We start from the raw sequence: 13,182 nt of genomic DNA, 5'->3' as shown, positions 1-13,182 counted from the left end.
GCGTGCGACGATGAAACTGGCGATGAAGTTGCGCACGCGCCTGTTCCTGAGCATTTCCGCACTGATCACCGTGGCCTTGCTCGGGCTGCTGCTCGGGCTGGTCAGCGTGTTGCAGATGGCCGGGACTCAGGAAGCGCTGGTGCGCAACAACTTCGTCACCCTCGACCTGGGCCTGAAACTGCGCCAGACCCTCGGCGACCAACTGATCATGATGCTGGCCGAAAAGCCCGATCCAGTGGCCTTCGAAGCGTCCAAGCAGCATTACTTCCAGCTCCTCGATGAAGGTATTGCCCAGGAAGGCGAGGGCGATGGTCGGCAGTACGGCTTCAGCCAGGCCAAGGCCGATTACCTGAGTTTTCTGCAGACGTTCGAGCAGTCCCACGATCCGGCCAGTGCCCTGAGCGGTAACGGCGACCTGCGCGAGCGCTTCAATACCCTGCGCAACGGCCTGATCACCGAGCACAAGCACGCCCTGGACAACATCAACGCGGTGCAGCATGACGCCCGTGACCGTGCCCTGCTGGTGGCGGGGCTGCTCGGGCTGGTGGGCTTGGCGGTGCTGATCATCGGTTTCGTCACCGCCCATGGCATCGCCCGACGCTTCGGGGCGCCGATCGAGGCGCTGGCAAAAGCCGCGGACAACATCGGCCAGGGCAATTTCGAAGTGACCCTGCCGATTTCCTCGGCCATGGAGATGAACCAGCTGACCCGGCGTTTCGGCATGATGGCCGAAGCCCTGCGCGAGCATCAGGCGACGAATGTCGATGAGCTGCTCGCCGGGCAACAGCGCTTGCAGGCGGTGCTCGACAGCATCGACGACGGCCTGCTGATGATCGATCGCCAAGGGCATCTGGAGCACTTGAACCCGGTGGCGCAGCGGCAACTGGGCTGGGACAGCGACCGCTTCGGTCAAGGCCTGGGCACGGCGTTGCAGCGCCCGGAACTCGACGCGCAGCTGCAACTGGTACTGCGCGGCGGCACGCTGGAGCGCGCGCCGGAAGACTTGAGCATCGAGGTCGATGGCGAATCGCGCCTGCTCACCTACAGCCTGACCCCCGTCAGCCATACCCAGGGGCATATCCTCGGCGCGGTGATGGTGCTGCACGATGTCACCGAGCAGCGGGCCTTCGAGCGCGTGCGCAGTGAGTTCGTGCTGCGTGCCTCCCACGAATTGCGCACCCCGGTGACCGGCATGCACATGGCGTTCGGCCTGTTCCGTGAACGGGCGAAATTCCCCGAGGACTCGCGCGAGTCCGATCTGCTCGACACCGTCAATGAAGAAATGCAGCGCTTGATGCAACTGATCAACGACCTGTTGAACTTCTCCCGCTATCAGAGCGGCTTGCAGAAACTCACCCTGGCACCGTGTTCGATCGATGACCTGCTGGAGCAGGCGCGCCTGCGGTTCGCTGACGAGGCCGCGGAGAAGGGCATTGCCTTGAATGTCGAAGTGCAGGGCACGTTGCCCCGCCTGCAGGCCGATCAGGCACAGCTGGAGCGGGTGCTCGACAACCTGATCGACAACGCCTTGCGACATACCGCGCGTGACGGGCTGATCCGCTTGCAGGCACGGCGGCATGGCGAGCGGGTGATCATCAGCGTCGAAGACAACGGCGAGGGCATCGCCTACGGTCAGCAGGGACGGATTTTCGAGCCGTTTGTCCAGGTCGGACGCAAGAAGGGCGGCGCCGGCCTGGGCCTGGCCTTGTGCAAGGAAATCGTCCAGCTGCATGGCGGGCGCATGGGCGTTTATTCGCGGCCGGGGCAGGGCACGCAGTTCTACATGGCGCTGGCGGTCTAGGCTTCGTCGTCCAGGCGGCGCCCGGCCAGGCGCCGCCCGCGAGTGATCAGTTCGATGAACTGCACCGCGCTCAGCGCATGAGCGAACAGCCAGCCCTGACCGAACTTGACCCCCTCGCTGCTGAGAAACACCGCTTGCGCCTCGTGCTCGATGCCTTCGGCGATCACCTTCAGGTCCAGCGCCTGAGCCATATGAATGATGTGCGGGGCAACGCCGCTGCTGGCGGCGTCGTGTCCGAGGGCATCGATGAAGGCCTTATCGATCTTCAGGCAATCCACCGGCAGGGTCTGCAGGTAGGCGAGGCTGCAATAGCCAGTGCCGAAATCGTCGATCAGCACCTGATGGCCGACATCGCGCAGCGCCTGCAGGTTTTCCCGCGCCACCACCACATCGATCAGGCCGCGCTCGGTCACCTCGAAGGCAATCTGCCGCGCTGCAACCCGGTGCAGGGTCAACAGTCGCGCCATGACCTGGCCGATGCGCGGCACCATGACGTCGCACGCCGCGAGGTTGACCGAAATATACAGCTGCGGATTGGCGCGCAGCACCGGCCCGAGTTGTTCGAGCAAGCGCTGCAGGACGAAGTCGGTCATCTGGCGGATTTGCCCGGTGTTTTCCGCCATCGGGATAAACAGATCCGGACTGGTCAGCGTGCCGTCCGGGCGGCGCCAGCGCAGCAGGGCCTCGGCGCCGACGCAATTGCGGCTGTCGAGGTCGAAAATCGGTTGATACAGCACCTGCAGTTCGCCGCGGCGAATGGCGCCATTCAGTTCGGCATCCAGCGACTGACGCTGGCGTACCAGCATGAACACGAAAAATCCCACGAACGCGCCCAGCACCAGGCACGCCGGCACCATCCACCACCACACCGTGGGAATGTGCATGCCAGTACGCGGCGTGATCAGGACCAGTTGGTATTCCGGGTTGTCGGTGCGCATCCGGTAGATCAGCCGGGTCTGGGTCACTTGCAGGGCGTCGCGGCTTTTTGGCGGCCACACTTCGGTCGGCGGCCAGTCCTGGGCCACGCCGAGCACCGGAATCGCCCGGCTGCCGTGATCCAGCACCACCAGCAGGCTGCTGCCGGGCGACAGGTCGACCATGTCGGTCAGGTGCCCGCGCGAAGTGGCCACGCGGAAGTTGCCGCGCCCGAGCATCAGCGCGGCGCGATTTTCATCGGGTTCGGTGGTGGTGTTCAGCCAGTAGCTGTAGGTCGGGCCCTTGATGTCCGGCGGGCGCACCACCGACAAGCCTTCCTGGCGCGGCCGGTTGGAGCAGATCCGCGAGGCGTCCATATAGGCGGCTTCGTAGACAAAGCGATAGTTGAAGGTCACCTGCTGCAGCGTGGCGATCATCTCGTCGTCGCAACTGCGCAACGGTTGGGCTTCGAGGTCGTCGAGGCTTTCGCGCAACTGGCCGAAGAGTTGTTCGAGGCGGGCGAGGAAACGTTCGCCCTGCGCGTTCATTTCCTGGCTTTCGCTCTGCTCGATCTGCCGCATTGCCACGAACATGCCGCCGGCGATCAGCAGGCTGGCGCTGAGGACAGCCGCGATCATCGCCAAAAACCACGGGCGATAAAACCAGCTACGCAGCGTCTCTCGGGTAGCAACCATCATGGAATATCCGAAGAATTACCAATGAGTTATAGCTGCTGATTACGATTTCGCCCTGACCGTCGGGCGGGCGTCATTATTTTGTCTGGTTAAGCACCAACAGCAGGGCCGCCGTTTGCGCATCCGGCGTGCCGTCGAAGCGGCTGGGCCGATAGTGCATCTGGAACGCGGCGAGGACGTGGCGCGTGGCAACGTCCAGTTCACCGGTCTGTGGCGTCGCGTAGCCAAGGTGTGCCAGTTGCGTCTGGAACCAGCCGATGCTCGGCAACTCGGCGTTGAACAGCGCCTGTTGACGCGCCACCGCTTGCTCGTTGGGCCACAGACCGAGGCCTTCGGCCGCCAGGCGCTTCCACGGGAACAGTGGGCCCGGGTCGAGCTTGCGCAGAGGGGCGATGTCGCTATGGCCGATGATATGCCGCGGGCTGATGCCCTGGCGTTTGCTGATGTCCTTGAGCAGGACGATCAGCGCCTGCACCTGCGCTTCGCTGTACGGATACCAGAGGCGCCCGGTCGGGGTGTCCTTGAAGCCCGGGTTGACGATTTCGATGCCGATCGAGCTTGAGTTGAGCCAGGTACGGCCCTGCCACTCGCTTTCCCCGGCGTGCCAAGCGCGCTGGTTTTCGTCCATCAGCTGGTAAATCGTGGCGTTCTTGTCGTCGCCGATCAGGTAATGGCTGCTGACTTCGCCGCGCGTCAGCAATTGCAGCGAGCGTTCGAGGGAGGCAGAGGTGTAGTGGACGATCACGAACTGCACGCGGCTGTCGTGATTGGCCGAAGGGTGGCTGGTGTCGTAACGCGGGCCGCTGGCACATCCGGCCAGTACCAGCAGCGAGGCGATGAGAGCGAGAAATTTCATGGCAGGCAGCAGTACACACAGAACAATAATGCAACAGTGTAACGTACTGCCTCGCCCATCGACCGCCAATGGGCCGATTTAAACAAAATGGAACAATTGCCTAGCCCAGTTCCACTCGATTGCGTCCGGCGTTTTTCGCCCGGTACAGCGCCTGATCGGCTCTTTTCAGCACCAGATCGCTGTGTTCTCCCGGGCGGAACGACGCCAGCCCCATGGAAAGGGTGATCGTCACTCGCTCACCCTTGAAGTGAAACGGGCAGGCTTCGATGGCCGCGCGCAGGGTCTCGAGCAGCTTGGCGCCGACCGCCGGCGGAGTAGCCGGGAGCAACAGGACGAATTCCTCGCCACCGAAGCGGGCAATGAAATCATGGCTGCGCAGGCGCTTGCGCAGCACCGTGGCGATGATCTTCAACACCTTGTCGCCAGCGAGGTGGCCGTAGTTGTCGTTGATTCGCTTGAAGTGATCGAGGTCGAGCATGGCCAGGCTGAGGGTGTTGCCATGCTGTTGCCACTGGGCGATCTCGTGCTCGAGGCGCTCGCTCCACGCGGCGCGGTTGGGCAGACCGGTCAACGGGTCGACCAGCGCCTTCTGCCGCTGCTCTTCCAGGTGTTCGCGATAGCCGAGGGCTTCCTGCTCCATGTGCGCTACGCGCTCGGACAGGCTCTTGAGGCGCGCCGTGACTTCCTGTTCGCGGGCGTCGCGTTGCTTCTGGTGCTGGTCCATGGTCCCCAGCAGGCCTTCGAGGTGGTTCTCCAGCACTTGCTTGAGGTCGTCGAGATCGGCGGCATCCTGGACACTGCTCTGCAAACCATCGACCTGCTCACGGATCTGCGTGTCCATGGCGCGCGCCGCCGAGCTGTTGTCGGCATGGCCGGCGCTGGCCGCCTGCAGATTGCTTTGAAACGCCTCCAAGCGCTCATTGAGTTGTTGCAGGTAGGTTTCGAATTCGTGCTGGCCGCTGTCGGTAATCGCCAGCATCAGCGTCGCGAGATCGTCGAGAATCGGCAGCAATTCGTACCAGTTCAGACCATTTTGCAGGCGATCACGCATGGCCTCGGCCTGCGGACGGTGGCGCTCGGGCAGCGTCAGGTCATCCAGCAGACCGATCAGGGTGTCTTCGATGTGCCTGGCCACCGAGCTGTAGGACGGCTCCGGTGAATCCGGCAGGGCGTAGAGAATGTCGTGCTCGGCCTGCTCCGGATCGATGGCTGCCAGGGCCTGGGCGATGGGCTCGGGCAGGGGCAGGCTGTCGAGGATCAACGGCGCCGGGCTGTCAGCGGGGTGGATCAGCTCGTCGGGGTTGACCGTGATTGGCGTCAGCGGCGTGGCGGGCAGCACCTGAGCGACAGGCTGCGGCTCGGGTTCGGTGGCGGCTGTTTCGATTGCCGCGGGGACGACCGGGGGCTCGAACGCCGCGACTTCCGGCTCTGGCTCAACGACTGGCGCAGAGGGCCGGGCAGGCTCGGCGGCCGGCGATTGCGCGACCACCGCCACAGCTTCAGCCTCGATGGCGGCGTCCGCGGCGGTGTGCGCCGCTTGCTCGGCAGGGGCAGCGGCCTCGGAATCCGCCGGGGCCGCTTGTAGCGCGGTTGGCGGCGTTGCGTTTGCCGCGACGCTGTCCGGCGCTGCGGCTTCCTCGTTGTCCCGGCCGCCGAACAGGCGTTGCAGCAGGCCCGGGCGACTGGGTTCCGCCGGGGTTTCCAGCTGCTGCAGCGCCTTGCCCTGCAAGCCGCTGAGTTCACTGAGCAACAGCGGCATTTCCCGTGCCTGGCTGACACGGCCGTCCAGTTGCTTGGCGAATTTCTTCAGTGGCTGGGCCACCTCGCGCGGCAATGGCAGGGCCTGCAACTGGCTGACCAGCGCGTTCAGCGCGGTGCTGACTTGTTCGATACGCGTTTCGCGGCGTTGCTCGGAGTCGAGCACGGCTTTTTCCAGGCGCGGCAGCAGGGCGGCGAGGCCGGCGTCCATGTCATCGGTGCGCACCACATCGCGCATCTCTTTCATGCATTGATCGACCACGCGGTCGGTGCCTTCCGCCGCCAGGGTGCTGCGCACCAGGCCTCGGCGCAGAAGGTCGAGCCGGGCGTCCCATCGACGTTCGAGCTTTTCCTGTTGTTCGATGCTTTTGAGGTACTTTTCTTTCCAGCGCTGGGCTTCGTCGCTCATTCAAGGGATCCGCGAGGGGGCAGGACTCAACGCGGGCAATGCATCGGCCGTGAGCGAACCCGGCAGACGAATCTCTACCGCGACCGGCAGGTGATCGGAAATCGGTTGGGCCAGCACTTCGACCTTTTCCAGGGTCAGGGTCGGGCTGAGCAGAATGTGGTCCAGGCAGCGCTGCGGGCGCCAGCTGGGGAACGTTGCCTCGAGTTGCGGCGCCAGCAGGCCGAGGTCGCGCAGCGGCGAGTGTTGCAGCAGGTCGCTGGCATGGGTGTTCATGTCGCCCATCAGCACCTGGTGCTTGTAGCCACCGATCAGCTCGCGGATATAGGCCAGCTGCAGGTTGCGCACCCGGGCGCCGAGCGCCAGGTGCATCATCACCACCACCAGCGACTCGGGACCTTCGCCGAAGCGCAGCAGAATCGCCCCGCGACCTTTCGGACCCGGCAGCGGATGGTCCTCGATCGCCCACGGACGCAGCCGGCTGAGCACGCCATTGCTGTGCTGGGCCAGTTTGCCGAGGTTGCGATTGAGTTGCTGGTACCAGTAGGGGAAAGCGCCCAGATGGGCCAGGTGTTCGACCTGATTGACGTAGCCTGAGCGCAGGCTGCCGCCATCGACTTCCTGCAAGGCGACCAGATCGAAGTCGCCGAGCAGATTGCCGATCTTCTGCAGATTGTTCGAGCGCCCGGTGTGCGGCAGCAGATGCTGCCAGCTGCGGGTCAGGTAGTGCCGATAGCGCTCGGTGCTGATGCCGACCTGAATATTGAAGCTGAGCAAGCGCAGACGGCTGTCTGCAGGCAGGCCCGTGGATTGCAGGTGATGCTCGTTGACCTGCGGATCATGCAGGCCAACGAGTCGTTCGGTGCCCCAGCGGCGCATGGCGGTTGCCGCGCTTAGTTGGCGGCTGCCTTGTTCGCCGCTCGCTCCTTGGCCACCAGTTGGTCAGCCAGTTGCAGGGCTTGTTCGGCACCACCGGCAGAGCCGATGTCGAAGCGGTATTTGCCGTTGACGATCATGGTCGGTACACCGGAGATCTGGTACTTCTTGGCCAGTTCGCGGGCCTTGACGATCTGCCCCTTGATGGCGAACGAATCGAAGGTGGCGAGGAACTTGTCCTTGTCCACGCCCTGGGTGGCGAGGAAGTCGGCCATGTCATTCTTGTCGGTCAGCTTCTTGTGTTCTTTCTGGATTGCATTGAACACCGCAGCGTGCACGTTGTGTTCGACACCCATGGCTTCGAGGGTCAGGAACATCTGGCCGTGGGCGTCCCAAGGACCGCCGAACATGGCGGGGATGCGCACGAAATTGACGTCGGAAGGCAGTTTCTCGACCCACGGATTGATCACCGGTTCGAAGGCGTAGCAGTGCGGGCAGCCATACCAGAACAGCTCGACCACTTCGATCTTGCCAGGCACGGCGACCGGCACCGGATTGCTCAGTTCGACGTAAGGCGCAGCAGGGGCTTCGGCGGCCTGGGCCGTCACGCCGAACAGGCTGGCAGCGACGAGGGCGGCGCTGATGATCAGATTACGCATGCTTTACTCCTGGACAATTTGGGTCGCCTCGCGCGACCTGTTTTCAGACAGATCCTGGCGGGCATGAGTTCTGTAGTGTAACGGCAGCGGCCACAAAAAAGGGCGGCCAAAGCCACCCTTTTTATACTTGCTGCGACGGATTAATCGAGCGTTAACGTTGCCGCCGATATGCACCGCCGACGACGCCCGATCCAGGGCCTTTAGTGCAGGCCCTGAATGTAGCTGGAGACCGCGGCGATGTCTTCGTCGCTCAGTTTGCGGGCGATGGTGCGCATCGGCATGGCGTCGCCGTCGTTGTTGCGGCCGGCCTCTTCCTTGCGGAAATCGGTGAGTTGCTTGGCGATGTATTGCGCGTGCTGGCCGCCCAGGTGCGGGAAGCCGGCAGCGGCGTTGCCGGCGCCATTCGGCGAGTGGCAGCCGGTGCAGGCTGGCAGGCCTTTTTCCAGGTTGCCGCCACGGAACAGGGCTTCACCGCGAGCGACGATCTTCGGATCGGCGGCGCCGACGCTGCCTTTCTGGCTGGCGAAGTAGGCGGCGATATCGGCCAGGTCCTGGTCGCTCAGGTTGGTCAGCAGGCCGGTCATTTCCAGAACGGTGCGCTTGCCCGACTTGATGTCGTGCAGCTGCTTGGTCAGGTAGCGTTCACCCTGTCCGGCCAGTTTTGGAAAGTTTGGCGCCATGCTGTTGCCATCGGGGCCATGGCAGGCGCCGCAAACGGCGGCTTTCGCCTGGCCAGCGGCTGCATCACCTGCAGCATGGGCGATGCCGGAGATTCCCACGGTCAACAGCAGACTCACGATCAATTTGTTCATCAGCTAATCCAACTACGGCTAAGGGTTAAGAGTTATGGACCGGGCTTACTCGCTCATCCAGAGGATGATGGCTTGGTAATCCTCGGCACTGCAGTCCATGCACAAACCACGCGGCGGCATCGCCTTGAAACCCTGGGTCACGTGTTGTACCAGCGTCTCCATACCTTTCGCCAACCTCGGCGTCCAAGCTTCCTGATCGCCTCTTCTGGGCGCCATGGGGAGTTGGCCGGAATGACAGGCACTACATACACGGTTGTACACCGCTTCCGGATCCTGTGTAGCCTGAGCGCTGTAAAGCGGCATCATGAACCCGGCAGCCAGCAGCCATTTAAACGACCTTTTCAGGGTTGAGAGCGTTCTGCGTTCTAATGCGCAATCAAGGTCTGTCGCTCTCGTGAACTTCATCCTACGCTGGGACAAAGCGCACACAAAATCTGCGGCATTATATACTGGCGTCACTGAAACGGAAGCGACACCGCCTTCCGCGCCCATTCCCGGCGCCGCCCACATCGGAAATCCCATGCAACTCAAAAACCCCATCCTCGGCCTGTGCCAACAGTCCACGTTCATGCTCAGTGCCGCCAAAGTCGATCAGTGCCCTGACGACGAAGGCTTCGAAGTGGCGTTCGCCGGTCGCTCCAACGCCGGCAAATCCAGCGCCCTGAACACCCTGACTCACGCCAGCCTGGCGCGCACCTCGAAAACCCCTGGGCGCACACAGTTGTTGAACTTCTTCAAGCTAGACGATGAACGGCGTCTGGTCGACCTGCCGGGCTACGGTTATGCAAAAGTGCCGATCCCGCTCAAGCAACACTGGCAGCGCCACCTCGAGGCTTACCTGGGCGGCCGCGAGAGTTTGAAGGGTTTGATTCTGATGATGGACATCCGCCATCCGATGACCGACTTCGACCTGCTGATGCTCGACTGGGCCGTGGCGGCCGGCATGCCGATGCACATCCTGCTGACCAAGGCCGACAAGCTGACCTATGGCGCAGCCAAGAACACGCTGCTCAAAGTGCAGGCGGAAATTCGCAAGGGCTGGGGCGATCTGGTCACTATCCAGCTGTTCTCGGCGCCAAAACGCATGGGCCTGGAAGAGGCCTACACTGTATTGGCGGGCTGGATGGAACTGGCAGATAAAGGTGCCGAAGCGGCGACCGAGGCAGAATAAGGGGATTTCAAAACTGGCAGTGGTGTTGCCCGGCAAGGCAAAAGTGCAGTTGAAAAGCGGAGTTCAGGGGGCCTGAATGAGCATTTTTAACTGCGCTTTTAACGCAGTCTGGCGGTGCCACAGGCAATTTTGAGGCAAAAAAAGCCCCGGACTTCATATGGGGAGGGAGAAGTTCCGGGGTTTAAGTTCCGAACCGCTAGGGCGGGGTTCAGATATCTGCCAACACTTAACACAACATAGGAGCATCGAAGGGCTTCACCAGCCATTCAGTATCTCTGAGTGGTCAGCTGCAAGATTAGTTCAGATTTTTTTCAAAAAGCTTTGGAATAAGCCCCAGAACGATCCGTGCTAAGCCCTTGCGCAGGCTGCTGCCGCGACGCCGTGCCGCAGCAGAAACCGCTTCAGACGCCTCAGTGCGCCTCGTCCCAGTTGTTGCCAACCCCGACTTCCACCAGCAGCGGCACATCCAGTTGCGCCGCCTGGCTCATGTGCAGGCGGATCTCGGCGCTGACCTGTTCGACCAGATCCTCGCGCACCTCCAGCACCAGTTCGTCGTGCACCTGGAGGATGACCTTGGCGTCCAGTCCGGAACTGCTCAGCCAGTTGTCCACGGCCACCATGGCTTTCTTGATGATGTCTGCGGCGGTGCCCTGCATCGGCGCGTTGATCGCCGTGCGCTCGGCGGCGGCCCGTTCCTGCGGCTTGTTGGAGTTGATCTCCGGCAGGTACAGGCGACGGCCGAAGAATGTCTCGACGTAGCCCTGGTCTGCTGCCTGCTTGCGGGTGCGCTCCATGTATTCGCGCACGCCGGGGTAACGGGCGAAGTAGGTGTCGATGTAGGCCTTGGCGGTCTTGGTGTCGACGCCGATGTCCTTGCCGAGTTTCTGCGCGCCCATGCCGTAGATCAGGCCGAAGTTGATCGCCTTGGCGCTGCGGCGCTGGTTGGAAGTCACTTCGTGCAGTTCGACCTTGAACACTTCGGCGGCGGTGGCGGTGTGTACGTCCAGGTTGTTGCGGAAGGCATTCATCAGGCCCTCGTCCCGGGACAGGTGCGCCATGATCCGCAACTCGATCTGCGAGTAGTCCGCCGCCAGCAGTTTATAGCCTTGCGGCGCGACGAAAGCCTGGCGGATACGCCGGCCTTCCGCGGTGCGCACCGGAATGTTCTGCAGGTTCGGATCGCTGGACGACAGGCGCCCGGTGGACGCCACGGCCTGATGGTACGAGGTGTGGATGCGCCCGGTACGCGGATTGATCTGCTCCGGCAGACGGTCAGTGTAGGTGCTTTTCAGCTTGCTCATGGAACGGTGTTCCATCAGCACTTTCGGCAAGCGGTGATCGTCCTCGGCCAGCTTCGCCAGCACTTCCTCGGCGGTCGATGGCTGGCCCTTGGCGGTTTTCTTCAACACCGGCAGGCCAAGCTTTTCGTAGAGGATCACGCCCAATTGCTTTGGCGAGCCGAGGTTGAATGCTTCCCCAGCGATTTCGAACGCTTCGCGCTCCAGCGCGACCATCTTGTCGCCCAGCTCGATGCTCTGCACGCCGAGCAGCGCGGCGTCGACGAAGGCGCCCTGGCGTTCGATGCGCGCCAGCACCGGCACCAGCGGCATCTCGATATCGGTCAGCACGCTGGCCAGACTCGGGATCGCGCTGAGTTTGTCGAACAGGGTCTGATGCAGGCGCAGGGTGATGTCGGCATCTTCGGCAGCGTACGGCCCGGCCTGTTCCAGGGCGATCTGGTCGAAGGTCAGCTGCTTGGCGCCTTTGCCGGCGATGTCCTGGAAGCTCACGGTGGTGTGCTCCAGGTACTTCTGCGCCAGGCTGTCCATGTCGTGGCGGGTGGCGGTGGAATTGAGCACGTAGGACTCGAGCATGGTGTCGAAGGCGATGCCACGCACGTGGATGCCCTGGTTCTGATCGCCACCGATGGCGCAGTTGGCGAGGATGTTCATGTCGAACTTGGCGTGCTGGCCGACCTTGAGCTTGCTCGGGTCTTCGAGGATCGGCTTGAGTGCGCGCAGCACGGTGTCGCGATCGAGCTGCTCGGGCACACCGATGTAAGAGTGGGTCAGCGGGATGTAAGCCGCTTCGTTGGCCTGCACGGCGAAGGACAGCCCGACCAGTTGCGCCTGCTGCGCATCGATGCCGGTGGTTTCGGTGTCGAAGGCGAACAGCTTGGCGTTGTTCAGTTTCTCCAGCCAGACGTCGAAACGCGCCTGATCGAGGATGGTTTCATACGCGGCTTCGGTCGGAGCGGCAGGGGCTTCTTCTGCGTGGGCGCTGAACAGATCGGCGGCCGGTGCGGGCTCGGCGGCGGCGCTCAGTTCCTGGCGCTTGGCGTCGCGATCGAGATCGTTCAGCCAGCTCTTGAATTCCAGCAGGGTGTACAGCTCGTAAAGCTTGGCCGGGTCTTCCGGACCCATCTGCAGGTCGTCGAGGCCGATGTCCAGCGGCACGTCGACCTTGATGGTCGCCAGTTGGTAGGAGAGGAAGGCCATCTCCTTGTGCTCTTCGAGCTTGGCCGGCAGGGTCTTGGCGCCGCGGATCGGCAGGGTCGGCACAATGTCGAGTTGCGCATACAGCTCGGTAAGGCCGCCGTTGACGCCGACCAGCAGGCCGGAAGCGGTTTTCGGGCCGATGCCGGGAACGCCCGGGATGTTGTCGGAAGAATCGCCCATCAGTGCCAGATAATCGATGATCTGCTCGGGAGCGACGCCGAATTTCTCCTTCACGCCCTCGACGTCCAGCGAGCTACCGGACATGGTGTTGACCAAGGTAATGTGGCCGTCGACCAGTTGCGCCATGTCCTTGTCGCCGGTAGAGATGATCACCGGACGATCCGCCGCGGCGCTGCTGCGCGCCAGGGTGCCGATCACGTCATCGGCCTCGACGCCTTCGACGCACAGCAGCGGGAAGCCCAGGGCGATCACGCTCTGGTGCAGCGGCTCGATCTGCACACGCATGTCATCCGGCATGCTGGGCCGGTTGGCCTTGTATTCGGCGTACATCTCATCGCGAAACGTCCCGCCCTTGGCGTCGAAGACCACCGCGAACGGGCTGTCCGGATACTGCTTGCGCAGGCTCTTGAGCATGTTCAGCACGCCCTTGACCGCACCGGTCGGCAGGCCTTTGGAGGTGGTCAGCGGCGGCAGTGCATGGAAAGCGCGGTACAGGTAAGACGAACCGTCCACCAGGACGAGGGGGGCTTGGCTCATGAGCAGAATCAACCTTTT

At 62.9% G+C, this 13,182-nt stretch carries 10 protein-coding genes; 2 read left to right on the top strand and 8 right to left on the bottom strand.

Annotated features, from left to right (window positions below):
* Positions 1–10: 10 nt before the first annotated feature.
* Positions 11–1,801, top strand: a complete 1,791-nt coding sequence (locus tag QRN70_RS15095; RefSeq protein ID WP_285418798.1) for a KinB sensor domain-containing domain — start codon at positions 11–13, stop codon at positions 1,799–1,801.
* On the opposite strand, the gene QRN70_RS15090 is transcribed toward QRN70_RS15095, so the two are convergent.
* The 7 genes from QRN70_RS15090 to QRN70_RS15060 all read right to left on the bottom strand — a co-directional run bounded on the left by QRN70_RS15090 (position 1,798) and on the right by QRN70_RS15060 (position 9,081).
* A complete protein-coding gene (locus QRN70_RS15090) occupies positions 1,798–3,411 on the bottom strand; it encodes an EAL domain-containing protein (RefSeq protein ID WP_285418797.1) in 1,614 nt (537 codons plus the stop codon). The two genes, QRN70_RS15095 and QRN70_RS15090, sit on opposite strands and share 4 nt — an antisense overlap.
* A 76-nt stretch (positions 3,412–3,487) precedes the next feature.
* Positions 3,488–4,267, bottom strand: coding sequence for an N-acetylmuramoyl-L-alanine amidase (locus tag QRN70_RS15085; protein ID WP_285418796.1), 780 nt, complete (start codon positions 4,265–4,267; stop codon positions 3,488–3,490).
* Positions 4,268–4,367: 100 nt separating this feature from the next.
* A complete protein-coding gene (locus QRN70_RS15080; RefSeq protein WP_285418795.1) occupies positions 4,368–6,434 on the bottom strand; it encodes a diguanylate cyclase in 2,067 nt (688 codons plus the stop codon).
* Positions 6,435–7,310 carry an endonuclease/exonuclease/phosphatase family protein gene (locus tag QRN70_RS15075; RefSeq protein WP_285418794.1) on the bottom strand — a complete coding sequence of 292 codons (876 nt, stop codon included), beginning with the start codon at positions 7,308–7,310 and terminating at the stop codon, positions 6,435–6,437.
* Positions 7,311–7,324: 14 nt separating this feature from the next.
* Positions 7,325–7,966 (bottom strand): thiol:disulfide interchange protein DsbA/DsbL, encoded by a 642-nt coding sequence (locus QRN70_RS15070; RefSeq protein WP_285418793.1) that lies wholly within the window; start codon positions 7,964–7,966, stop codon positions 7,325–7,327.
* Positions 7,967–8,166: 200 nt separating this feature from the next.
* Positions 8,167–8,778 (bottom strand): c-type cytochrome, encoded by a 612-nt coding sequence (locus QRN70_RS15065; RefSeq protein WP_285418792.1) that lies wholly within the window; start codon positions 8,776–8,778, stop codon positions 8,167–8,169.
* 45 nt (positions 8,779–8,823) lie between these two features.
* Positions 8,824–9,081 (bottom strand): c-type cytochrome, encoded by a 258-nt coding sequence (locus tag QRN70_RS15060; RefSeq protein WP_285419358.1) that lies wholly within the window; start codon positions 9,079–9,081, stop codon positions 8,824–8,826.
* Positions 9,082–9,298: 217 nt separating this feature from the next.
* Between QRN70_RS15060 and yihA the strand changes: the two genes are divergently transcribed.
* Positions 9,299–9,949: a ribosome biogenesis GTP-binding protein YihA/YsxC gene (gene yihA / locus QRN70_RS15055; RefSeq protein ID WP_007962753.1), complete on the top strand. Its 651-nt coding sequence runs from the start codon at positions 9,299–9,301 to the stop codon at positions 9,947–9,949.
* 410 nt (positions 9,950–10,359) lie between these two features.
* Here yihA and polA read toward each other — a convergent pair whose 3' ends face one another.
* Positions 10,360–13,164 (bottom strand): DNA polymerase I, encoded by a 2,805-nt coding sequence (gene polA, locus QRN70_RS15050; RefSeq protein ID WP_285418791.1) that lies wholly within the window; start codon positions 13,162–13,164, stop codon positions 10,360–10,362.
* Positions 13,165–13,182 lie beyond the last annotated feature (18 nt).

The sequence above is a fragment of the Pseudomonas sp. efr-133-TYG-5 genome, assembly GCF_030209175.1.
In the GTDB taxonomy this organism is placed as follows: Bacteria; Pseudomonadota; Gammaproteobacteria; order Pseudomonadales; family Pseudomonadaceae; genus Aquipseudomonas.
This window is presented reverse-complemented; position numbering and strand designations above follow the sequence as displayed.